We start from the raw sequence: 20,542 nt of genomic DNA, 5'->3' as shown, positions 1-20,542 counted from the left end.
TTACAGCTGCTTTTGCGTTAAATGCTCAGCAATGACCTCAAACATGGTTTGTACTTCTATTGGCTTGGCGATGTAGCCTTGCATGCCAGATTCTTTTGCTTTAGTTAGGTCGGCTTCCATGGTGTTGGCGGTCATGGCGATGATTGGAATATGGGCAAACTTTGATTGCTGTTTAATTTTATTCGCGGCGGTATAACCATCCATTCTTGGCATTTGACAGTCCATTAAAATGCAATCGAAAGTGTTTTTCTCAACAGCTTCAATCGCTGCAATGCCGTCTTCGGCGATATCAACAATAAAGCCATTTGAACGCAATATTTGCGATGCGACTTGTTGGTTTAGCGGGTTGTCTTCAACGAGAAGTATTTTTGAGCCCGCGAGCGTTTTAAAACAGGTGTTATCTACTTTGTTTTCCTTTTTAGTAGCGATCCCCATCACATGCTCAAGGGTTTTCAACAGGTTCCCTTTTATAATCGGCTTTAAAAGTATTTCTTCAACGGTTTTATCTAGCGTACTTAGCGTGTCTTTAACTTGTTGGTTTTCAAAAGATGCGAGAATAATGGTTTTTTTAATGTCGATAGAAAGCTGTTTTTTGAGGTTTTCTAAAATGTTATTTTGTTCACAGTTTAAAACGTGCCAATCTAAAAAAATAAAGTCGTAACTATGGCTAATATCGACCTCAGAGAGTTTTTCATCCATGCAATCAATAGTTTTTACATTGATGCTTAATGTGTTGAGCATGCTTTGGAGAATAGCTTCAGGTTGGCCGCTTTGCTCAATAATAAGAGCTCGCTTATGTTTGAAAATGTTTGTGTCGTGGCAGCTTTGCATACCCGATAGCGCAAATGACACATCAAAACTAAAGCAACTCCCTTTGTTTAATTGGCTTTTTACCTCAATGTGACCACCCATAAGCTCGATGATCTTTTTACTGATAACAAGACCTAGACCTGTACCGCCAAACTTACGTGTTGTTGAAACATCGGCTTGTGAAAAAGGCTTAAACACAGTATTTACTTGCTCTTGAGACATACCAATGCCTTGGTCAATGACCTGAAATTTAATACAAATAGAGGTATCGGTTTGTGACTCTTTTGTCATTTTTAGCGTGACATTTTGCTGGTTTGAAAACTTAATAGCATTGCTCAGTAAATTTAACAAAACTTGATTGAGCCTAAGTGCATCACCGATTAAAAATTCAGGAATATCATCGTCAATTTCAAAAATGACTTCGATGTTATTTTTCTCAATTAAGCTACTGGCTAAATTAGCTAGGTTAGCGAGAAAGTTGTTTAGATTAAAATCACTGTTTTCAAGTTCGAGCTTATTGGCTTCTATTTTAGAAAAGTCGAGAATGTCATTGATAATACCAAGCAGTGATTTGGCCGAGAGTTGGATTTTTTCAATGTAATCATATTGTTTGTCGGTTAATTCTGTATCAAGGGCGAGGTGGGCCATGCCTAGAATTGCATTCATTGGCGTGCGGATTTCGTGACTCATATTCGCTAAAAACATCGATTTAGCTTGGTTGGCGGCATCGGCTAACTCTTTGGCTTTATTTAAATCCTGGGTGCGAATGATGACTTCTTGTTCTAGATTTTCGGCAGCATGTTTTAGCGTCATATTGGCTTCATATAACTCTAAGGACTTCTGTTCTAAAAGCGCTTCGGCTTCTTTTCGAGCCTGGCGCTCTCGTTCTATTCTACGTTTGTAGAGTTCTTCATCCACATTAAGCTTCTTTTGTTAGAGTAAAAGTGGCAGATTGATAGTTATCCTCAATCTCGCTTTTAACGGTAATAACTTCATTGAAATGTTCGCATGCGCCCTCAATTAAGCCCTCAGCTAGACATGCAAATGGGTTACCAGAGCGATAAAACATTTGCATTTCGCTCTGGCTAATTCGTTTAGTTTCAAAGCTTGGTAATTCAGCGTCGTTGTAGAGCTTTTTAACCTCAATATGTACGTGTTGGTCAATGGTATCAAGGAATTCAAAAGTACTTTCGACACTATCAAAAAAGTGTGGAAATAAAACAAAAAAACGCTTTAACAAATACTTACCATAAGCATGAACTAGTTCATCAACGGGCTTATTTATGTGATTGCTTAATGAGCTGACCAACATTAACAGCTCTTTATTGTCGTAGTTTCCAACGCTAGTGTAAGCGCCGTTTGAAGTAAGTGAGTTTTCTTCAATGATTTTGTCTGCGACCTCATAAGAAAACTCATTTTCGACCATTTCTAAAAACTCGGTAAAGACGATACCTTTCATATAATTGGCCTAATGATTTTTCATACTTAAAGTTTAGATATAAACAAGAGTTTTACAATTTTTATGTATCAAACTTTAGTATGGCTAGCGATAAAATCAGCTATTAAGTTTTTTGCTTTAAATAACACAGACTTTGTCGGGAGTTGTAGCCATGTAGTTTTCAGATGGTTTTATTAATTGTTTTACAAAAAATAAACATTAATTGTGTTTTTGGGTACATATGGGTAGTCTATCTCTATAGGTAATTTAATATTATAAATAGTTAAGGAAGATAGTCTTGAAGATTTACAGCTCAACTAAGTTGTTAGTGAAAACATTAATAGTACTTTTGTGCTTTACTCAACATACCTTACAGGCACGAGAATGTAGTGCTATGCCAGAATCTGGCAATGTATACTCTGTAATTAATAGGGGGTCTGGCCTTGCACTTGATGTAAATACCAGTGATTCTAGCTCAGCCCCGAATATTATTAGCTACGAATACTGGGGTGGAAATAACCAAAAGTTTCAGCTTATTCAAGAAGCAGATGGCTATTGGATTATTCGCTCTAAATTTAATAATAAAGTTCTTGATGTGTTGAACTCATCGCAATCAAATGGTGCAAATATAATTGCTTATGATGATTGGCAAGGAGCAAATCAACGTTGGTTGTTAAAAGCATCTTCATCGGGCGGCTTCAATATCGTTAATAAGTTAACCGGTAAATCTTTGACAGTTGCAGGCTCAAATAATACTGCAAATGTTTATCAAAATGATGATGCTGGGATCAGTTCACAAAGATGGTTTATTAATCCAGTAAATGGCGACTGTGGGACTACAGGAACCACTCCTAGTGACTTAATAGGTTTTGCATCTCAAGCAGGCCAAGATGGATTGAGCACAACGACCGGTGGTGGTAATAACACTGCCATCACAATATATAGCTGTGATGATTTAAGTACTGCATTGAGTTCTGGCTCTGCTGCGGTTATTCAAGTTCCTGATAACACAGTGATTGATTGTCGAACTGCGAACAGAACGGTACCGGCTTGTCCACTTGATTGTGGCCAATGGGGAGATTACGGTAAAACGTGGTACAGAATACCTGTTGGTAATCAAAGCTGTAGTGAGCTGGGGAGCAGCTCAAACTCAACCGTGAATGTTACCCGTAATGATAGACGTATCATTGTGCAATCAAATAAAACACTGCAAGGGTTGGGTAAAAATTCGAAAATAATTGGTGCCAGCCTCGTTATTAGCAAGCAGCGAAATATTATTATTAAGAACATTATGCTTGAGGATATTAACCCTGCGCTTGTTGAAGCAGGTGATGCTATTTCAATAGATGATAGTAGTCATGTATGGGTTGATCACATGGCATTTAATAAAATAAGTGATGGATATATTGATGTAGACAATAGTCAAAACGTTACCTTAAGTTGGAACCGTTTTTATGGATATAACCCTCAAGTTTGCGCCAACCAGCATTGGTATACCCATTTATTTAGAAACTCTCAAATAACAGCACATCACAATTTTTGGGATACAGCAGCAGGGCGAAACCCTAAAGTGGATGGCTATAATTCACGCGTGCATATGTTTAATAATTACTGGAAGAACATTACTTATTTCTCAATTAGTGCGGGGAATGGCGCTGAGGTTTTAGTGGAAAATAATTACTTTGAAAATTCAGCGAAACCGCACTGGAATCAAGGCTCTGGTTATTTTAGTGCCTCAGGAAATGTTTACACTGGAAGATCAGCAACTGATCAATATCGTGATAGCGGAGCAGCGGTATTTGGTGATGTTCAACTCTATCCATATCGATTAGATGATCCAAATTCTTTGGGCAGTAAAGTGAATGGCGGAACAGGCCCACAATAAATACTTATTGTGAGTTGGAAAAAGCTCAGCTATTACTAAATAGCTGAGCTTAACGTTTTAAATTGCAACTAAGCTTTGCTCCAGCATCGCTTTAATTTGCTTAACAATTTTAGCTTCTGTCTCGGGCTCAAATTGCTGAATACGTGGGGTGTGAATATGCCCTGTAGGGATGTCTGAATTAAGCTCATCACGCAGTCGAATACTACGATACGAAATTTCATTTGATAAGTAGCCGCCACCACCACCTTTGACAGCAATCGCACCTTCTAATTCTTTAAGAGATTGTGGCTCAAATGCTTTTTCAAGCGTAACGACTTTATGATTGTCGTTGATTGGGAATGGCCCTTTGGCTTTTTGCATCTGCTTAACTGGTAAGCTAAAAGTGACAAACTCATTGCCCGGAAGTGGGCGGTCGTTAAGGCTCGAAATTTTCGGTGCAGTGGCTGTGCCGCCATACACAATATTGGCGTTATCGGGCGCCGTTACACTACGGCGTTTACCCGGAAAGCGTTCAAGGTCAAAGTCTTTGCTGCCCATACTGATAGTGGCAATCATATCGACATTGTTAAGTGCGTAATAGGGCGCAAGTAATGATTCGATAATACCTTGATCAAAGTCTTCGTAGCGTACTGGCACCATCACCGTATTGATCTCTGCGCTAATGCCATTGTAATTAATCACTTGGCCATCAAGTAATAATGCCGCAACACCTGATGGGTTACTTTGATTAATATTTCTATCTAATAAGAATGGATCAAAACCTGTAATTAAAATGCGTTTATCGGTTTTTTTACTGTAATCAAGGTCGGTTCGGCCTCGGCTGCCATTTTCAAGCATGGTTAATAACGCGGTTTGTTCACTGTCGGTCATTGCAAACTGAGGTTTGCTGGTGCGAATAATCTTGCTTGAAAGTAAACGTGCCCAATACAGCTCTCGGTCGTCGAAGCTGTTGGTTTTAATTATACGCGCTTTGGCATCGCGCCATAATTGTTTGGCGTAATCATCAATAAGGTCACTTGCTTGCTGATAACTGGTGGCAGCTTGCCATTGTTTTTCAAATTGATTTACTTCATCAGAAAAAGCACTCAACACCTTTGGCATGGCTTTGCTGGCTTTTTCAATACGCAGTTCTTCAACGGTTAAATTGGCTGCAAATGCAGTAAATGACGAGGCGATTAAGCTAGTGGCAAGTAAAACTTTTTTCATGATTATCCTATTTAGTTACAGCAGGTTTTGTAGGCTTGAGTTAACTATCCTATGGATAAAAGCTGAGCGCAAATAAAATCGCTCAAAACAGAATTAGAGAAATAATGAATGAACAGAGGTAGCGCTTTTGCTCAATACTTTACCTCAAAGGAAGGACTTTAAATGTTCGATATGAGTTAATTAATTATCGTTTTTCGGTAATTTTGGTTTGTTTTTTAACTTTTTCAGTGCCATATTAGTTTTTTTACTAGAAGGATCGTGAAAATGAAATTTGGTTCTATAGCAATCGTTTCGCTGATTGTGTTGTTATTAACTGGTTGTACGACAATTAAAGTTGAGGAGTCTCACTTTTTGTATCCGGATAAAAAAATAACGATGCAGGATATACAAAATGTTGATGCGACAGCCAAAAAGCAAGAAGTAACTTTATCCACCGATGAAGGCATCACTCTTAAGGGCACCCTAATTAAAGTTGCAGATGCACGCGCAACAGTTATTTACTTTGGTGGCAACCAGTTTCGCGTTAGTGCCGCAGGCGGGGATCCTGCCAAGCTACTTTTACCTTTTCAGGTAAATATTCTAATGATGGACCATCGCGGTTATGGGCTGAGTTCTGGAGTACCCAGTGTGGCTAACCTAAAAGCTGATGCATTACTGGTGTTTGATTATGTGAAAAGCAGAGCCGATCTAAGTACTTTGCCTGTGGTGATCCATGGTCATTCTTTAGGAAGTATGATCGCAGGTTATGTTGCCAGTCAGCGCAACGTCGATGCTCTCGTACTCGAAGGCAGTGTGACAAATGTTGAGCAGATGACAGCAGCACGAATTCCGTGGTTTGCTAAACCGTTTGTTAGTGTTGAATTTAGTGAAGAGATTAATCAAGTTGATAATTTAAAAGTATTACAAGTTTACCAAGCACCGCTATTAATAATCACCGGTGAAAAAGACACACAAACGCCACCTGAGTTAGCGGAAGATTTATATCAACATGCAAAATCTCAGCAAAAGCAGCTTTACATTGCAAAAGGTAAGCATCATTCAAATGCGTTGACAGGTAAGCAAATAGCGACTCACTATGAGCAACTTTTAAAACAAATAACACTGAGTAAATCGTCATGAAAAAAATAGTGTGGATGAGTACGCTGATCTTAAGCTTGCTACTTTTTACGCTGATTAGTTTGTTAGTAACAAGTATTATTGTCCTTTTCAGTGACAGTGATGTGTTAAGTTTTACGCAAAGTAACGGTGCGCATATGTGGATTGGCCTTGAAGTCAGTGGATCTTGGCAAGGAATCGCTCAGACATTGGGTGAGCATGGCTTTGATAGTGTTTTATGGCTGGGTCTTGTGCAATTGCTGCCGTTTTTTCTTATCAATATAATTTTGATTCGGTTATTTCTGCTTTACCGATGTGGATCTTTTTTCACTATTGAAAATATCCAATGTTTTAAATGGTTAGGTGGCGTATTATTAGCGCAATTTGCACTAGTTGTATGCTATCCACCACTACTTATAACTCTTCTTAATTTTGCAACAGGAACTGATATGGGAAGAGTCGTGACGATACAAGATACTGATATTATAGGTTTAGTGGTGGGGTTGATTATTTATGTTATTGGTTGGATTATGGGCCAAGCACAGCAACTACAAGAAGAGCAAGAGTTAGTGATTTAATGGCGATTATTATTGATTTAGATGTTGTGTTAGCTAAGCGAAAAATGAAATCTACAGAATTAGCTGAAGCGATAGGTATTACGCCACAAAACTTATCCGTTCTTAGGGCTGGGCGAGCTAAAGCTGTACGCTTTACAACCTTAGATGCAATTTGTAAGCACTTAGGTTGTCAGCCAGGTGATATTCTGCGTTTTGAAGATGACTAACGCAAAATGAGTTTTGTTTGTTTAGTTTGAGCGTCTTTTAATAACTTGCGGTATTTTGCCGGGGTGACGTGCATTATTGCTTTGAACTCTTTGATTAAATGGGGCTGATCGGTAAAGCCACACTCTACAGCAATATCTGCAAAGCTTTGCTCAGGGTTCTCCTTAATTGCTTGTTTAGCCAGTTTTACTCGGTAAATACGTTCAAAATATTTAGGTGTGACACCACATTGCTCCTTAACCTGCCTTTCAAGCTGACGTTGGCTCAGTGGGGCACGCTGATAAGCCGTTTCGAGAGGCGTTAACTCAATGAGATTACGGATTAAATGTTTTGAGTGTTTATTATGTTGATTTAATCTGTGCTGGCTAGTGAAATACGATTTGACCAAGGTCACAAACTTTTCGAGGTTGGCACTCTGTTGCAAGGTTTTTGCTATAGCATTTAATGAGCTCTTTGCGACGATAGGGTGTGCAGAGCGTTCAAGTTCAGGTAATACGGTCGGGTTAAAACGAATACCACAGAACACAGCATTTTCTGAAAAAGTAAGTTTAGAAGCATGTGTAGATGTTTGTTGGAATGCATAAGGGGGGAGCAACTGATGGTCATCAAGCAGTAGCTCACCTGCAACAGGAAATATAACACCTGTAGCTCCGTCACAAGCAAGCCATTGCTCCCCTTGAAAATTCGCCTTGGCAAACCAAATAGCTTGAATACTTTGGGCAATATCACCTTTAGGGGTCATCAGTTCTAAGGTAAGGTGGTTACTCATTAAACTCCACTTCAGGTTTAAACATTTTCACAATACGGTTCCAACTATTTATAGCATTAATAGCGATTGTGAGAGCGACTAACCCTTCGTCTGTAAATTCTTTAACTAGCGATTGGTAGAAAGTATCATCAATTGGCTGTGCTTGTGTCAATTTTTCTGACAAAGTTAGCGCAAGTTGTTCTTGGTTAGTGTAAAAGGGCATATCTTTCCAAGCACATAAACCAATAATACGGTTCGTAGTTTCACCATAGTCTTTTGCTTGTTGTGTGTGCATCGCAATACAAAAAGCACATTGATTAAGTTGCGACACTCTTAATTTAATAAGCTCCCATGTTTTTAAGCTGAAAGTCGTTTCGGCAGCCTGTTTTATAAGTTGCTCTTGTTCCATTAGGTGCTTTATTAGCAGTGGTTGTAAAGAAAAATAGTTAGCTCGTTTCATAAATGATCCTTAAATAATATTTTCAACGAGCTTAGTGCTTATGCATTGTTTAATATTGCAAAAAAACGACATTTTATAGAGTTTCTTAGACACGCCAATTAGCACCTTATTTTGAATCCTGCTATGCTACGCGCATTTGCAACACTGAGTATTTGAGATGATTAACGATAACGATGTAATTGAAACATTAGATGAGTTAGAAACGTTTTTACGCCTAGTTGAAAATGGCGGTTTAGGGCTTGAGAACGTAGCCGGAGTTGCACTTGCTACAAACAATAGTGATGGTCGCCCATTTGTTGCGGTGCTTGATGATAGTCATAAGCTGCTACTGGGTCGTTACGTAAGTAATGATGTTTATGAAAACGGTAAAGATATGATCCGTTATGGGACTAAAAAAGCACATTAGCGTTTTTCATATTGATAATGAATTGCTATAGTGGCGGCTCGTTTTCATGATTATCTATTAGTTTTAGTTAGTTTTAAAAGGAAGTTTGTTTATGAGGTTTTTAATGTTGGCCTTGGTTGGTTTAGCTTTATCTGGATGCGCAAACTCAGGTAAAGAACAAGCAAGTAACGATGGCTTAATTTGTAAAATGGAAAAACCGACTGGCAGCAATATTGCTACTCGCGTGTGTCGTACACCTGAACAAATTGCTGCTTTGGAAAAAGAAGGTAAGCAAGGGATTCGTGATATTCAAAGAAATAGCACTAATACAATAAAGTGAATTAGTGGCTGCAATAAGCTCTATAGTATTTTAGCGTTTCAATGGCCACATGTTAATTGTGGCCATTTTTTTTGATTGTATTTTGATATTTTATTTTGTGCGATGACGCTGCTGTACGTCACTTGCAAAATATCCATATAAACAGAACTAAGTTTAATTTTTGCTGGCGTTCTTTTGTATCTAATAACTAATAATGTTAATGGTTTAGCTAATAGTGTTAAGTTCTCTATGAATACTCATTACCAGTTCGCTAGGAATGCATAACTGATTGGCCAATGTGTCTAAGTAGTGTTTAGAAACTGTTTGGTTCAAATCAATTGCACTGGCACTGGCTGCATATACTTCAATACCCATTTGTGCGTTTGGCACAGCGGCAACTAACTCTGATAGTTGCATTGGTTTTCTTAGCTCATCAAACAGCATGGCTTTTTCTTGCACTGACAATTGCATTGTTTCTACTTGTGCGAAGATTTTTTGTCTTTCGGTTTCATCAATGTGGCCATCAGCATAGGCAGCTGCAATCATAGCGCGCATGAGTAATAATTGCCCATCACTGTGATTATCGTCGATTGCATCAGTGAATGACTGCTCAGGCAGCGTGGCGGGAGTAAAATCAAAACCACGTGAACTAGTTTGCTGAACTGGGGCTGATTTTTGCTCTGAATATTGTTTATAGGCTTTCCAGGCAAGACCACCTACAGCAGCCAATGCTCCGTATTTAACGGCTTTTTTACTGCTCTTTTTACTTTTTCCGCCCATCAAGCTCGTTAGCCCACCGCCGGCAACACCACCCAAAAAGCCATTCAGCGCGCCTGATTTATTTAAATTACCCACTAATTTTTGTAAGTCTTTCATTGTTCTCTCCTTGCAGATATGTGCCCAGATTAGGTGATTTAAAATCAAAAGGAAACGAGATAAATGTTACAAAACACATCAGTTAACAATTGGTGGTATATTTTTATTGGGTATTCTATCGGCAATATTAAAATCTGCTATTGGGGTGAATAGGGATTAACTTAAGTCAAGAAAGCCAGCAAACTAGCTGGCTATCTATTGGTGAAAATATAAGGTTTAAATTAAGGTAAACGTCCCTTGCATAATTGCGTAGTGACCAGGGTATGAGCAGAAAAATGCATAATTTTCGCCCTCTTTTAAAAGGTTGCTTGCGAAGGTTACGCTGGTTTGTTCGCCACCCCCTATAATTTTAGTTGCAGCAAGTACACGACTATCACCTTCTTTTAGGTAATTTTTGTCAAGCCCTGCGCCCATGCCATCGCTGGCGATATCTGGAATATCTGCTTGTTTAGAAAGCACCCAGTTATGGCCCATGGCATTTTTTGGTAATTTGCCAGTATGTTTTAGTGTTACCGTCACTTCTTTACAGCTTTTTGGGGCTGTTAATGACTTAGTTGAAAACTGCATCATATCGTTTGATTCAATTGTTAGTTCACATTCATTAGCATTTGCTGAAGCTGTAAGAATAAACAAAATAGAGCCTAAAATTTTCTTCATGGTATTCTCCTTAAATGAACATATTTATACAGTGGCACGTGCATCTTTAGTTAGTTGAACAAGTGCTTTTCGTACTGCTTGAGGGTTATCACATACCTCATTAAAAGGGATGTAGTAGTTCTTATTATGGCTTCTGATGTAGCAGCCTTGCGGTAGCAAACCATTCATAACGGGTGCTGTGTCGTCAACGTGGTAGTGATGGTTTAGAATTAAGGACATTGCATCTTTGTGGTCTTCGTTCATATGATTGATCATATGCAGCTCTTGGTTGTCATCCCATGCTTTTTCTGATGTAAGCCATTCATCTTTTTCAATCCAAAAAATCTTGCCAAAGCCGCCTATATAGCGAATGCGAACAGGGTCTAATTGCCATAAGTTAAAGTCATGAGCGCTACGATAAGAGTCAGCTTCTGGGTATAAAGCAATATATTTGTTGAGTAATACTTCAGCATGTTCTGCTGGAACTAATGAGCCATCACCCACGATGGTTACTCGACCATGTTCGTTTTGATCGCCTGTTTGCGCTGCATCAAATATTGTTAGGCTCATGCGCTTGTCGTGAACTAGGTTTTTAGTGTGTTGAGCAATATCGCTGATAAAAAAATACAGTTTTCCTTGCTCATCACACATGTAAGGAGTTACAGAGCCAAATGGATAGCCGCGTAAATTATATGAAAGGGTAGACATTACTCCGCTATTTTTTTTGTATACCAATTGCTTGGCGTCGTTGACGGCTTGTGTTCTCATGAAAACTCCTGACGTTGAGAATAAATCATTGGGGCGTCATGCAGTGGATGTGACTTAACATACAAAGGCATGGCGTAAATGTGTTTTAAATTATGTTCAGTGAGGACATCTGATGTTCTGCCAGACGCCAAAATGTGTTTTTGATGCAACATAATAATGTCGCTGGTATAAAGACTTGCTAAATTTAAGTCGTGGATTGCAATAATGGCGGCATTGCCTTGCTCAACAAACTTGTTAACACAACCCAATAAAGCATGCTGGTGGCGCATATCGAGCGCTGAAGTTGGCTCATCTAATAACATGAGCTTCGGCTGAGCATCATCACTAAATGCATCGAGTTGCGCTAAACAACGCGCCATATTCACTCGTTGTAACTCGCCGCCCGATAAAGCCGTGGCACGACGATCTCTCAAGTGACCCAGCTCCATAAAATCAATGTATTGAGCTACTTTTTTAGCACAGTGCTGCGTTGTTTCTTTGTAAGGGTAGCGCCCCATTGCGACAAGCTCTTGCACTGTGAATGCAAAACCTAGCTGCTGAGACTGCATAACAACGGCACGTTGATGGGCCAGTTTAGCTTGGCTAAATTTTGCTAAGGGGTGGTTGTGGAGCAGTATTTCACCTTGATAAGGATGACTTCCGGCTAGAGTGTGGAGCAAGGTGGATTTTCCAGCTCCATTTTCACCAATTAAGCCCACACATTGACCTGCTTTAATCTCACCAGTTAAATCTTGCAAGATGGCTTTTTCGCCGTAATTAACACTTAAGTTATTAAAACTAAGCAATTGCGCCTCCTTGCTTACTTTTTAAAATAAGGTAGATAAACAAAGGCGCACCAAGTAGGGCGGTGATAATCCCAATAGGAAGTTCTGCTGGCATGACTAATGTGCGTGCGAGCCAATCAGAGAGTAATAAAACGATAATGCCAAGCAACATACACAAAGGCATCATAACCCGTAAATGGGGACCCACCATAAGCCTTGCAATATGCGGAACAACCAAACCAACAAACCCGATTAAGCCTGTCATTGCGACACTTGCTCCCACACCTAATGCAACTAAAATAATGATTTGAAATTTAAGGGTCTGCGTGTTTATTCCTAAATACTGAGCTTGTGATTCACCTAGCAGTAAACAATTCATAGGTTCTTTTAAATACCACAGGCCAATTGCACTGATAAGTAACAGTGGTAATGCTTGATTTAAATTAGCCCACGTAGCACCGCCAAGTGAGCCCATAGTCCAATAGTTTATTAACCTCAGCGCACTGTCATCAGCATAAAAACTTAATAACCCTATTAATGCAAAGGCAAGAGCGTTTACTGCTACACCGACCAAAATCAAGGTCGTCACATTAACTTGACCGGCCTGTTTAGCGATAAGGTAAACAAAAATCGTGACAGACAATGCACCTAAAAATGCGGCATAAGGTAAATATTTATCGGCTTGAAAATCAAATTTCGCACCCAGTGCGATAAATGCCACTGCAATAACTGCAGCGCCTGAGCTAATACCAATAATAGATGGGTCGGCAAGTGGATTACGGCACAGGGCTTGAGTTGCCGTGCCAGTTTGAGCCAGCACTAAACCAATCATTACTGCTAACATAAAACGTGGTAAACGAATTTGCGTAACAACATTAATTTGTAACGGGTCAAACTGTGTAAAGTGCTCTGGCGCAAGCCAAGCAATAGCTAAACGCCAGTCCCAGCCGGCGGGGCCAAATCCAATACTTAGTAAAGATAAGGCGGCAATACTCAGAACGCAAAGGACTATCCATTTATTAGGAAAAAGCCTTGTTCTTAGCTCTATTGGTAAAGTAATTGAACCGTTCATAGCTTATTGCGATATTCACTAACTTGCTCAATGGCAATAGCTATTCTTGGTGTTAACCCCAATGATAATAAACTATCCATAACCAGTAACTTACAGTTTTGTGCTGCTTTTAATAAAGATAAAGCGGGCAGCTTACAAAATGCATCTTTACCACCTAATGAGTAAACGACATGAGCAGGTGCAATAATAAAATCGGGTTGCTCTACGGCAAGGATCTCTCTATTTAATGGTTTAAAGCCTGAGTGAGTCTGCGCTAAGTTTTTAATTCCAGTATATTCAAACAACATTTGCGGCACGGTATCAGTACCGGCAGCAACTAAGCCTCTATCATTGGCCGATAATAGAAAAAGTGCTTTTTTACCAGTAAGCGAAGATTTTTCAGGTAAGCTATTTTGGATTTTTTGATTTAAAGCACGTGCTTGCTCTTGCGCACCTAATTCATTACCTAAATTAGTAATTAAGCTATTTAGCTCACTGATAGAGTCTGGCTTAGGGTAGGTTTTTAACGTTACACCAGTCGAACTGATTTGTTTCAATACTTCAGGTCTGCCAGTTCCTTCAAGTGCAAAAAGTGCCGTTGGGCGTAAAGAAAGTACACCTTCCGCAGCAAGATCGCGGTAATACCCAACCTGAGGTAACTCTGTGGCCGCTTTTGGATACATACTCGATTGATCAACACCTACTAGCTCTTGCTGCTGACCTAACGCGAATATAATTTCTGTTAATGTTCCTCCGGCACTTACTATTCGTTGCTCAGCGAAGACTGAGCTTGAAAGCAGTAATAACATGACGCTTAAGTATTTCATATTTGCACTCACTTGAATGATAGTAGCCCTATTATAATTAATTAAATGCAAATGAAAATAGTTATCACAATCAATTGATTGTTGGTGTGGTAAAAATATTACCAAATTAAATAGTATGTTCCATTATGTTTTTCATTCTTTATTTTATGATAATCGTAAAATAAAGTTTGACAATCATAAATCCGCTGTGTACTTTTTAGACTATGAAAATACGAATCAACCTAGATATAGAATTGGCAAAGAACAAAATGCAGCTGAAAGAGCTATCTCAGCGCATTGATATTTCTATGACCAATTTATCATTGCTAAAAAACGGAAAAGTGAAAGCGATCCGCTTTAGTACCCTTGAAGCTATTTGTGAAGAGCTTAATTGCCAACCCGGCGATATTTTGGTGTACGAACGCGATAGCGAATAACTTTACAACGCAACAGGATTTTGGAGGGCATATGCTCAACCGTGACTATTTACTACCCGGCATAGCAGCAGGATTACTTGCTGTCATTTTTCCCATGTACTGGATCTCAGTTTTTGGCGAAACACTTGATGGCTTAGGAGAGGCGCTTAAGCTTGATTTACAAAGCTTAAGTTTTTCAGACTTTGTGTTCGTGCTCATCGGTGCACTTGAAATTTACGTTTACCTGAGTTTACGCAAGGCACTAAAAGATATGTTTGATGTTGAAGGTGTACGCATCTTGTTATGTGTGTTGGCGGTGTTGGTATTAGCTTTTCATGCCACTGTGTTATGTGATGTTTATCTTGCTGTTGCAGGTGATAAAGCATCGAATGATGTCGTAGAAAGTATTTCAATTATTGCCATGGTGGTCTCGGCTGGGAGTTTAGGCTTGTATGCGTTAGTGGGTTTGATCACAGCCGCATTATTACTGACAAAACGCCATGGTATGTCATCGCTGCTAACGGTGTTTTCTATCCTATTGTTGCTGATGTGCATCTTACAGCTAACGGTGATTTTTGCTTATTTGAATGTGTTTTTATTCCCTGCAGCATTATTAATTTTAATGGTGTTCTTTATCAAAAAACCTGAGCAAATTGAAGTGATTTAACAACGCTTTGTAACATAAGGAATAGGGTATGAGCTGGTTTAAAACGATTCTGTTAACGCTATTTTTGTCATTTGTTTGGGCTGCTACCTGCGTATATGGTGGTGTCAGTGGTTGGTTTTTAAAACCCATTGCCGAAACTGGCAACACTGAGCAGTTTATTGCTAATAGTCAGGTGCTGATTGCTAACAAACACGTAAACATCGCTTATGTTTTGATTGAAAATGGCCAAGTGGTTTTTCAAGATTACTCAAAAAGCAAAGATGAAATAACCGCCAATACTCTGTTCCCCGTGGCATCACTGAGTAAATTTATTACCGCCTATGGCGTGATTACTCTGGCTGAGCAACAACAAATTCGTTTAGAACGCGCGATTAATGAGCAACTGACGGGCTGGCAGTTACCTGAATCAGAGTTTGATAATCAAACTGTTAGCCTTGCTCATCTGTTATCTCATACTGCGGGGCTTGGTGATGGTTTAGGCTTTGCTGATATTGAGCTAAATGAAACTGTACCAAGCTTGCTTGAGTCACTAAACAAGCCGATATCATCAACGGGTGTGCGTGAAATTAAAGTCACCAAGCCTGTGGGCGATTTTCAGTATTCTGGGGGCGGCTATTTGATGCTGGAGCTGCTGGTAGAAGAGAAAACGAATCAACGCTTTGCAACTTGGATGGCTGATAACGTCTTTAAGCCAGTTAATATGACTGATGCCAGTTACGATGTACTCACTGAGTTAGACAATATCGCACCTGCTTATGATAAAAGCGGGCAAGCTGCTGGGCATTTTCAATACGCATCGGCAGCGGCAACAGGCTTACTGGCAAGTAGCCATGACTTAATCGCTTTAGTGCAAGCATTAACATCACCTCAAACAGGGCAGTTAAGCCCGCAAATGATCAGTACCATGCGAGAGCCATTGGCTATTAGCTTAGGCGCACCAATTTGGGGGCTAGGTACCATGCTTTATGCGCCAACAGCATCGGGAGATTTTGTGTTTGGCCATGACGGCGCAAATGAACCGGCAATAAATAGCACGCTTCGTATTAACCCAGATAACAATGATGCAATCATCGTAGTTAGTAGCGGCGGTGAACATATTGCATCAAAACTCGGGTATGAATGGACGCTTTGGCAAACCGGTTCCCCCGACTTTTTAGCGTTTGATGTTGCCCTGCAAAGTGCTTTTGTACCCTGCTTATTAGGCCTTGGCATCATCTTGATAGGTATGCTTGTGGTGCGCTTCAAAAAAGCGAAATAAGCAATTGATGTTAGGTTTAAATTATTTTTCTGCTTTACCCGGTAATTAGTAGCATTGTCATTGTTCATTAACGTGAACAGCTATAGTATTTGCTATACATTGATTATTCAGGGTAGGGCGCATGTTACGATTTTTTTCTATAGACCAAGGTGTGATCACAGAAACAGAGCCAGCTGCTGATATGCCTCTTGCAACCGCTATTAAGAATGCCCATTGGATTGATACTATAAATCCGACTGAAGAAGAACGACAAGCGCTGGCAAGCACCCTTAATATCACCTTACCCGGCGCTGATGATGTTGAAGAAATCGAGGCCTCTTCTCGTTGCTTTATCGACCATGAAGGCTTGCATGTGCATGCGCTTTTCATGTCACCAAACGAAGGGCGCTTTAACACGGTAACCGTAGCTTGTTTGTTACAAGACAACTGTTTGCTGACAATCCGCGATGATGAACTAGCCGATTTTCGTCTATTACGACTACGTGCTCGGAAAGGGCAAGTGGCGTGTGATAATCCAAAGCAACTTTTGGTGACTTTATTTGACCAAAAAGTCGAAAACCACGCTGATATGCTTGAAGACATGCATCATCAGTTAGAAAAACTCAGTGCCTATGTACTTGAAGAGGATGACTCTGACTTAGAAGAAGCCGTTAGCCGAATTTCTCGCCTTGAAGATAATAACGGTAAGGTGCGTTTATGTTTGATGGATACGCGCCGGAATATTTCGTTTTTACTGCGCCACCTAGGAGCGCCGACAGAAGACCGCGAATCACTACGTGAAATTGTACTCGATATTGATACCCTTATGTCTCACTGTACATTTTTGTTTGATAAGGTGAATTTCTTAATGGACTCGACTCAGGGTTTTATTAACATCGAACAAAACCAAATTATCAAAACCTTCTCTATCGCCTCAGTGGTGTTTTTACCTCCAACCGTTGTCGCCAGTATTTATGGGATGAATTTTAACAGCATGCCTGAACTGCAATGGGCATGGGGTTACCCGTTTGCAATTGGCATTATGTTGCTGTCTGGCTTTGCACCTTACTTGTTCTTTAAACATAAAGGTTGGTTGTAACAAAGCATAAAAAAGCCCAGCAAATGCTGGGCAAGGGGTCTTCGGATAGACCTAGGGGGTTTAACCTTTCAATTCGCCGGTAGACGATTCAATATGCGCACGAACAAACCATTGGAATTGTTCTAAATCAGCCAGTTGGCCGGTGATCATATCTTCAGAAACTGGGTCTAGCTCACCAAGCTTATCGATAGCTGCACGGTGGTCTTTATTAACACCGTTATACACTTTATCAAGCGCTGTTAGGTGGTCAGTAACTAAGCCTTTACCAATTGAATAATCTTGCCAAGTACGGCGTTCTACAATTGATTGAGGTGTGCCAACAGGTACGCCGCCCATGGTTGCAATACGCTCTGCAATCGTGTCAGTCATCTCTTGCACTGCGCTTACTTGTGGGTCTAACATTTCGTGTACACCAATAAAATTAGGACCAACAACATTCCAATGAATGTGTTTTAAAGTGAGGTGTAAATCGATTAAAGCGACCATGCGTTGGTCTAGAATAGCAATCGTGTCCGCTGCAGCTTGGTCTTTAACACCCGGTGCTGTAAATTCTGCGATTTTTGATGATGAATTACTCATTACTCCTCCGAGATTATCTGTAAATTTCCTTTCGCTTTTAATCTAAAAAGCATGTGTAATTACACAGAAGCAAGCGTTGTGCCTAATAATTTTTAAACTATAAGGTTCTGAATTTAATAGATTAATTTTATTTAAGTCTTGAGGGAGGGTGATACTAGCTAAGAAGAAGTATGAAAACTCTGCACACCTTCTGTAAAAAATTCAGTGTGCAGATACAAAGTTACGACTTAAGAAAGTAAAGCCGCCGCTAAACGAACAAAATCAGATGAGGTTAGAATGCCCACTAGGTTGTTATCTTTATCAACCACAGGCATGCAGCCATGACGGTTTTCAACAAAAAACTTAGCAACTTCGTGTAGCGGTTGCTCTGGCGAGATACTGGTAAAATCGGTAGCCATAATATCAACCACTTTAGTTTGCTTTTCCTTGCGTTCGAGGGCGCTGGCACTGTAATTAGCCATGATATTCATTACCTGAGCAATCATGATTTTTTGTGTTAACATGCCAACCAAACCACCATGCTCATTGATCACAGGGATATGACGAACATTTTTCTCTTTCATTAGATTATGAGCATCATGCAGGGTATTTTGCGCGCTAATAGCAAATGGGTCTGGCGTCATTAAATCACTAACTAGGTGTGTCATGGCTACATCCTTACAATTAATCAAGTTGTGGTAAGTTTAGCGCTTATCTAGTTAATTTCACTTAAGTGAGATCAAAGTATTAGTGATTAACGGTGTAATTACTTATGCAGTTCAGCAGTAGGTAAAAAGATGTAATGAGGATAATTTTTACCTTTAAATATTAATTTTATGAATTATTAGCTTGTTCAATTAGCGTATAAGCATCATGCGCTTTTTCACTTGGTTTTATGCCTTTTCCTAAAATGATTGTTAATTGTACGGCTATTGTGCGCTCTAATAACGTTGACTCATGCAGTGCTGGCGAAGTTTGACTTGTGCAGGTTAATAAACCGCAGTGGGCTCTTTGCTCAAAACGTGGTTTGTTAGTGGGCTTGGTGCGTTCAACATCAACTGCCTGCTCGGCAACGAGAAACCAGTCATAACCGGTGTCTATCGTAATGTTGGCGGCTTGCAGCATACTTTGCTCAAGCGCTGAGCGCTTTGAACCGTGACGAGTCTCGTATCGAAGGATATATTGATTATCTGCAAGCTGCTTAGTTGTTAGGCCAGGAATGTTTTTATCATTCGAATGTTGGCTGCTGGTGCAGCCAATTAATACAATGGCAATATAAGCTAATAATACGTGTTTCATGATTGTCTCGCTTATTGCCAATGGCTAGTCAGTGCTTGTTGTTCGGCGTTACGATCTAACGGTTGGCCTTGAATGTGCTCGTCGATGTAACTATCAAGCGCAGGTGTTTTACTTGCTAAGCGATAGCTTTGGCTTGACATTGCGCGTTGCTCGCTCGATGCATGAAGCTGCCAAATTCCTTGTTGTTTACAAGCAATATGTGTTTGCTGGGTAGTTTTAGAATACAGCGTGTATTGGCGGCAAAAATCGCCATTAGTATTAACAAAGCTAAGCTGTGCAGTTAGGCTTCTGTTTGTATCTAATAGTGTGTTGTCGCCACTCAGTTGTTGATCTAATGCGTTGGCAATGGGTTGTTCCAAACCTTGTTGTTGAACAAAGCTAGCAATAGCGACTGTAAAAAGCACCGCAATACTTGCTGCAACGGCCATTTGTTTGCGACCAGCTAGTTTAATTTGCTGCCATTTGGATAGCGAAACGACATTCTCTTTATTATGTTGCTCGATTGTTTGTGCAAGTTCATCAGACAAGGGCATTGCATCAATCTGTGCTGCGTGTTGTTTAACTAGCATGTCAACTTCAGATAGTTCAGCTAGGCGTAAAGCGAGTTGCTCATCTTCAGCAATTGCATTACGTATTGCGTCCATTTCGTTTGCTGGTAATTCATTGTCTAAAAAAGCACTGAGTGTTTGGTCATCAATCTTCATGCGTTTTCCTTAGTGAAATCAGGCTTAATTAATTGATAAAGTGCAGCTCTGGCTCGTGACAATTTACTCATCACGGTGCCAACAGGTATTTCGAGGGTGTGCGCAACATCTTTGTAAGCCATACCTTGCACTGCCACGAGGGATACAATAGCGCGTTGTTCATCTGGCAAGGTTGTTAAAGCGTTATTTACCCGCTGCAAAGTCTCTTGGGTTGCGAAACTCTCTTGTTCATCGTCACAGATGGGTTCTTGAAGTTCTGTATTTTGAACTGCCTTTAAGCGCACTTTTTGCGAGCGGTATACGTCGATCCAAACATTGCGACAGATCTTGAAAGCCCATTTTAGTGGTTCAATATCATCGGGCATGCCTTTTTGTAAAAGTTTCTCGATGGTCATTTGTACAATATCATCGGCATCTGCTTGATTGCCGGTAAGCGAAAATGCAAAACGTCGCAGCGCTGGTAATAAACTGGTTACTGTATTTGTCATAGTTTCCCTTATTGGTTAGGGTAAGGGCCGATTAATGAAGTAACT

The 20,542-nt window shown here is 40.0% G+C and carries 26 protein-coding genes; 10 read left to right on the top strand and 16 right to left on the bottom strand.

The window, feature by feature from the left end:
- Both IRQ78_RS17265 and IRQ78_RS17260 read right to left on the bottom strand, forming a co-directional pair.
- A complete protein-coding gene (locus IRQ78_RS17265; protein ID WP_194442770.1) occupies window positions 1–1,728 on the bottom strand; it encodes a response regulator in 1,728 nt (575 codons plus the stop codon).
- Between the two features lies 1 nt (window position 1,729).
- A complete protein-coding gene (locus IRQ78_RS17260; RefSeq protein ID WP_194442769.1) occupies window positions 1,730–2,269 on the bottom strand; it encodes a heme NO-binding domain-containing protein in 540 nt (179 codons plus the stop codon).
- A 277-nt stretch (window positions 2,270–2,546) separates the two neighbouring features.
- Here IRQ78_RS17260 and IRQ78_RS17255 point away from each other — a divergent pair, with 277 nt between their 5' ends.
- On the top strand, window positions 2,547–4,133 hold the full coding sequence (locus IRQ78_RS17255; protein ID WP_194442768.1) for an RICIN domain-containing protein: 1,587 nt from the start codon (window positions 2,547–2,549) through the stop codon (window positions 4,131–4,133).
- 57 nt (window positions 4,134–4,190) lie between these two features.
- Here IRQ78_RS17255 and IRQ78_RS17250 read toward each other — a convergent pair whose 3' ends face one another.
- A complete protein-coding gene (locus tag IRQ78_RS17250) occupies window positions 4,191–5,339 on the bottom strand; it encodes a hypothetical protein (protein WP_054551903.1) in 1,149 nt (382 codons plus the stop codon).
- 264 nt (window positions 5,340–5,603) lie between these two features.
- Between IRQ78_RS17250 and IRQ78_RS17245 the strand changes: the two genes are divergently transcribed.
- The 3 genes from IRQ78_RS17245 to IRQ78_RS17235 are packed head-to-tail and all read left to right on the top strand — an operon-like array spanning window position 5,604 to window position 7,218.
- A complete protein-coding gene (locus tag IRQ78_RS17245) occupies window positions 5,604–6,458 on the top strand; it encodes an alpha/beta hydrolase (protein ID WP_228482669.1) in 855 nt (284 codons plus the stop codon).
- On the top strand, window positions 6,455–7,012 hold the full coding sequence (locus IRQ78_RS17240) for a DUF2975 domain-containing protein (protein WP_166339193.1): 558 nt from the start codon (window positions 6,455–6,457) through the stop codon (window positions 7,010–7,012). The genes IRQ78_RS17245 and IRQ78_RS17240 overlap by 4 nt, the downstream gene beginning before the upstream one ends.
- Window positions 7,012–7,218 carry a helix-turn-helix domain-containing protein gene (locus tag IRQ78_RS17235; protein ID WP_054551900.1) on the top strand — a complete coding sequence of 69 codons (207 nt, stop codon included), beginning with the start codon at window positions 7,012–7,014 and terminating at the stop codon, window positions 7,216–7,218. Before IRQ78_RS17240 ends, IRQ78_RS17235 begins: the two co-directional genes overlap by 1 nt.
- Here the strand turns inward: IRQ78_RS17235 and IRQ78_RS17230 are convergent.
- On the bottom strand, window positions 7,215–7,985 hold the full coding sequence (locus tag IRQ78_RS17230; RefSeq protein ID WP_054551899.1) for an AraC family transcriptional regulator: 771 nt from the start codon (window positions 7,983–7,985) through the stop codon (window positions 7,215–7,217). The two genes, IRQ78_RS17235 and IRQ78_RS17230, sit on opposite strands and share 4 nt — an antisense overlap.
- A complete protein-coding gene (locus IRQ78_RS17225) occupies window positions 7,978–8,424 on the bottom strand; it encodes a carboxymuconolactone decarboxylase family protein (protein WP_138599883.1) in 447 nt (148 codons plus the stop codon). Before IRQ78_RS17225 ends, IRQ78_RS17230 begins: the two co-directional genes overlap by 8 nt.
- Window positions 8,425–8,581: 157 nt before the next feature.
- Here IRQ78_RS17225 and IRQ78_RS17220 point away from each other — a divergent pair, with 157 nt between their 5' ends.
- Window positions 8,582–8,830 carry a hypothetical protein gene (locus IRQ78_RS17220; protein ID WP_054551897.1) on the top strand — a complete coding sequence of 83 codons (249 nt, stop codon included), beginning with the start codon at window positions 8,582–8,584 and terminating at the stop codon, window positions 8,828–8,830.
- A 91-nt stretch (window positions 8,831–8,921) separates the two neighbouring features.
- Window positions 8,922–9,149, top strand: a complete 228-nt coding sequence (locus IRQ78_RS17215; RefSeq protein ID WP_187489968.1) for a hypothetical protein — start codon at window positions 8,922–8,924, stop codon at window positions 9,147–9,149.
- A 204-nt stretch (window positions 9,150–9,353) separates the two neighbouring features.
- Here IRQ78_RS17215 and IRQ78_RS17210 read toward each other — a convergent pair whose 3' ends face one another.
- From IRQ78_RS17210 to IRQ78_RS17185, 6 genes are all read right to left on the bottom strand, one after another.
- A complete protein-coding gene (locus IRQ78_RS17210; protein WP_166339189.1) occupies window positions 9,354–10,004 on the bottom strand; it encodes a tellurite resistance TerB family protein in 651 nt (216 codons plus the stop codon).
- Window positions 10,005–10,220: 216 nt separating this feature from the next.
- Window positions 10,221–10,661 carry an azurin gene (gene azu, locus IRQ78_RS17205; RefSeq protein ID WP_194442767.1) on the bottom strand — a complete coding sequence of 147 codons (441 nt, stop codon included), beginning with the start codon at window positions 10,659–10,661 and terminating at the stop codon, window positions 10,221–10,223.
- A gap of 24 nt (window positions 10,662–10,685) precedes the next feature.
- On the bottom strand, window positions 10,686–11,408 hold the full coding sequence (locus IRQ78_RS17200) for a HugZ family pyridoxamine 5'-phosphate oxidase (RefSeq protein WP_138599885.1): 723 nt from the start codon (window positions 11,406–11,408) through the stop codon (window positions 10,686–10,688).
- Window positions 11,405–12,193: a heme ABC transporter ATP-binding protein gene (locus IRQ78_RS17195; RefSeq protein WP_194442766.1), complete on the bottom strand. Its 789-nt coding sequence runs from the start codon at window positions 12,191–12,193 to the stop codon at window positions 11,405–11,407. Before IRQ78_RS17195 ends, IRQ78_RS17200 begins: the two co-directional genes overlap by 4 nt.
- Entirely contained in the window at window positions 12,186–13,244 is a 1,059-nt protein-coding gene (locus IRQ78_RS17190; protein ID WP_194442765.1) for a FecCD family ABC transporter permease, read from the bottom strand. Before IRQ78_RS17190 ends, IRQ78_RS17195 begins: the two co-directional genes overlap by 8 nt.
- The gene (locus IRQ78_RS17185) at window positions 13,241–14,050 is read right to left on the bottom strand and encodes a heme/hemin ABC transporter substrate-binding protein (protein WP_054551890.1); all 810 of its coding nucleotides are present in this window, start codon (window positions 14,048–14,050) and stop codon (window positions 13,241–13,243) included. The genes IRQ78_RS17190 and IRQ78_RS17185 overlap by 4 nt, the downstream gene beginning before the upstream one ends.
- A 203-nt stretch (window positions 14,051–14,253) precedes the next feature.
- On the opposite strand from IRQ78_RS17185, the gene IRQ78_RS17180 reads away from it, so the two are divergent.
- The 4 genes from IRQ78_RS17180 to corA all read left to right on the top strand — a co-directional run bounded on the left by IRQ78_RS17180 (window position 14,254) and on the right by corA (window position 17,448).
- Window positions 14,254–14,466, top strand: a complete 213-nt coding sequence (locus IRQ78_RS17180) for a helix-turn-helix domain-containing protein (protein WP_054560716.1) — start codon at window positions 14,254–14,256, stop codon at window positions 14,464–14,466.
- A gap of 31 nt (window positions 14,467–14,497) precedes the next feature.
- Window positions 14,498–15,112, top strand: a complete 615-nt coding sequence (locus IRQ78_RS17175; RefSeq protein WP_194442764.1) for a hypothetical protein — start codon at window positions 14,498–14,500, stop codon at window positions 15,110–15,112.
- A gap of 28 nt (window positions 15,113–15,140) precedes the next feature.
- Window positions 15,141–16,370 carry a serine hydrolase domain-containing protein gene (locus tag IRQ78_RS17170; protein WP_194442763.1) on the top strand — a complete coding sequence of 410 codons (1,230 nt, stop codon included), beginning with the start codon at window positions 15,141–15,143 and terminating at the stop codon, window positions 16,368–16,370.
- A 121-nt stretch (window positions 16,371–16,491) separates the two neighbouring features.
- On the top strand, window positions 16,492–17,448 hold the full coding sequence (gene corA, locus IRQ78_RS17165) for a magnesium/cobalt transporter CorA (protein WP_054551888.1): 957 nt from the start codon (window positions 16,492–16,494) through the stop codon (window positions 17,446–17,448).
- A gap of 60 nt (window positions 17,449–17,508) precedes the next feature.
- On the opposite strand, the gene dps is transcribed toward corA, so the two are convergent.
- The 5 genes from dps to IRQ78_RS17140 all read right to left on the bottom strand — a co-directional run bounded on the left by dps (window position 17,509) and on the right by IRQ78_RS17140 (window position 20,497).
- Complete coding sequence (dps, locus tag IRQ78_RS17160; protein ID WP_054551887.1) at window positions 17,509–18,027, bottom strand: DNA starvation/stationary phase protection protein Dps; 519 nt, start codon at window positions 18,025–18,027, stop codon at window positions 17,509–17,511.
- A gap of 227 nt (window positions 18,028–18,254) precedes the next feature.
- Window positions 18,255–18,674: a CBS domain-containing protein gene (locus IRQ78_RS17155; protein ID WP_054551886.1), complete on the bottom strand. Its 420-nt coding sequence runs from the start codon at window positions 18,672–18,674 to the stop codon at window positions 18,255–18,257.
- 166 nt (window positions 18,675–18,840) lie between these two features.
- Window positions 18,841–19,305, bottom strand: a complete 465-nt coding sequence (locus IRQ78_RS17150) for a CC0125/CC1285 family lipoprotein (protein WP_194442762.1) — start codon at window positions 19,303–19,305, stop codon at window positions 18,841–18,843.
- A gap of 11 nt (window positions 19,306–19,316) precedes the next feature.
- The gene (locus tag IRQ78_RS17145; RefSeq protein ID WP_194442761.1) at window positions 19,317–20,009 is read right to left on the bottom strand and encodes an anti-sigma factor; all 693 of its coding nucleotides are present in this window, start codon (window positions 20,007–20,009) and stop codon (window positions 19,317–19,319) included.
- The gene (locus IRQ78_RS17140; RefSeq protein WP_194442760.1) at window positions 20,006–20,497 is read right to left on the bottom strand and encodes an RNA polymerase sigma factor; all 492 of its coding nucleotides are present in this window, start codon (window positions 20,495–20,497) and stop codon (window positions 20,006–20,008) included. The genes IRQ78_RS17145 and IRQ78_RS17140 overlap by 4 nt, the downstream gene beginning before the upstream one ends.
- Window positions 20,498–20,542 lie beyond the last annotated feature (45 nt).

This window comes from Pseudoalteromonas simplex (genome assembly GCF_015278155.1).
In the GTDB taxonomy this organism is placed as follows: Bacteria; Pseudomonadota; Gammaproteobacteria; order Enterobacterales; family Alteromonadaceae; genus Pseudoalteromonas; species Pseudoalteromonas simplex.
This window is presented reverse-complemented; position numbering and strand designations above follow the sequence as displayed.

Excerpts from the sequence above, each read along its gene's own strand:
- IRQ78_RS17250 (WP_054551903.1), bottom strand. The coding sequence starts at position 5,339 with ATGAAAAAAGTTTTACTTGCCACTAGCTTAATCGCCTCGTCATTTACT.
- azu (WP_194442767.1), bottom strand. The coding sequence starts at position 10,661 with ATGAAGAAAATTTTAGGCTCTATTTTGTTTATTCTTACAGCTTCAGCA.
- IRQ78_RS17150 (WP_194442762.1), bottom strand. The coding sequence starts at position 19,305 with ATGAAACACGTATTATTAGCTTATATTGCCATTGTATTAATTGGCTGC.
- IRQ78_RS17240 (WP_166339193.1), top strand. The coding sequence starts at position 6,455 with ATGAAAAAAATAGTGTGGATGAGTACGCTGATCTTAAGCTTGCTACTT.
- IRQ78_RS17155 (WP_054551886.1), bottom strand. The coding sequence starts at position 18,674 with ATGACACACCTAGTTAGTGATTTAATGACGCCAGACCCATTTGCTATT.
- dps (WP_054551887.1), bottom strand. The coding sequence starts at position 18,027 with ATGAGTAATTCATCATCAAAAATCGCAGAATTTACAGCACCGGGTGTT.
- IRQ78_RS17170 (WP_194442763.1), top strand. The coding sequence starts at position 15,141 with ATGAGCTGGTTTAAAACGATTCTGTTAACGCTATTTTTGTCATTTGTT.
- IRQ78_RS17140 (WP_194442760.1), bottom strand. The coding sequence starts at position 20,497 with ATGACAAATACAGTAACCAGTTTATTACCAGCGCTGCGACGTTTTGCA.
- IRQ78_RS17200 (WP_138599885.1), bottom strand. The coding sequence starts at position 11,408 with ATGAGAACACAAGCCGTCAACGACGCCAAGCAATTGGTATACAAAAAA.
- IRQ78_RS17220 (WP_054551897.1), top strand. The coding sequence starts at position 8,582 with ATGATTAACGATAACGATGTAATTGAAACATTAGATGAGTTAGAAACG.
- IRQ78_RS17245 (WP_228482669.1), top strand. The coding sequence starts at position 5,604 with ATGAAATTTGGTTCTATAGCAATCGTTTCGCTGATTGTGTTGTTATTA.
- IRQ78_RS17235 (WP_054551900.1), top strand. The coding sequence starts at position 7,012 with ATGGCGATTATTATTGATTTAGATGTTGTGTTAGCTAAGCGAAAAATG.
- IRQ78_RS17215 (WP_187489968.1), top strand. The coding sequence starts at position 8,922 with ATGAGGTTTTTAATGTTGGCCTTGGTTGGTTTAGCTTTATCTGGATGC.
- IRQ78_RS17190 (WP_194442765.1), bottom strand. The coding sequence starts at position 13,244 with ATGAACGGTTCAATTACTTTACCAATAGAGCTAAGAACAAGGCTTTTT.
- IRQ78_RS17230 (WP_054551899.1), bottom strand. The coding sequence starts at position 7,985 with ATGAGTAACCACCTTACCTTAGAACTGATGACCCCTAAAGGTGATATT.
- IRQ78_RS17175 (WP_194442764.1), top strand. The coding sequence starts at position 14,498 with ATGCTCAACCGTGACTATTTACTACCCGGCATAGCAGCAGGATTACTT.
- IRQ78_RS17210 (WP_166339189.1), bottom strand. The coding sequence starts at position 10,004 with ATGAAAGACTTACAAAAATTAGTGGGTAATTTAAATAAATCAGGCGCG.
- IRQ78_RS17185 (WP_054551890.1), bottom strand. The coding sequence starts at position 14,050 with ATGAAATACTTAAGCGTCATGTTATTACTGCTTTCAAGCTCAGTCTTC.
- corA (WP_054551888.1), top strand. The coding sequence starts at position 16,492 with ATGTTACGATTTTTTTCTATAGACCAAGGTGTGATCACAGAAACAGAG.
- IRQ78_RS17260 (WP_194442769.1), bottom strand. The coding sequence starts at position 2,269 with ATGAAAGGTATCGTCTTTACCGAGTTTTTAGAAATGGTCGAAAATGAG.
- IRQ78_RS17180 (WP_054560716.1), top strand. The coding sequence starts at position 14,254 with ATGAAAATACGAATCAACCTAGATATAGAATTGGCAAAGAACAAAATG.
- IRQ78_RS17145 (WP_194442761.1), bottom strand. The coding sequence starts at position 20,009 with ATGAAGATTGATGACCAAACACTCAGTGCTTTTTTAGACAATGAATTA.
- IRQ78_RS17225 (WP_138599883.1), bottom strand. The coding sequence starts at position 8,424 with ATGAAACGAGCTAACTATTTTTCTTTACAACCACTGCTAATAAAGCAC.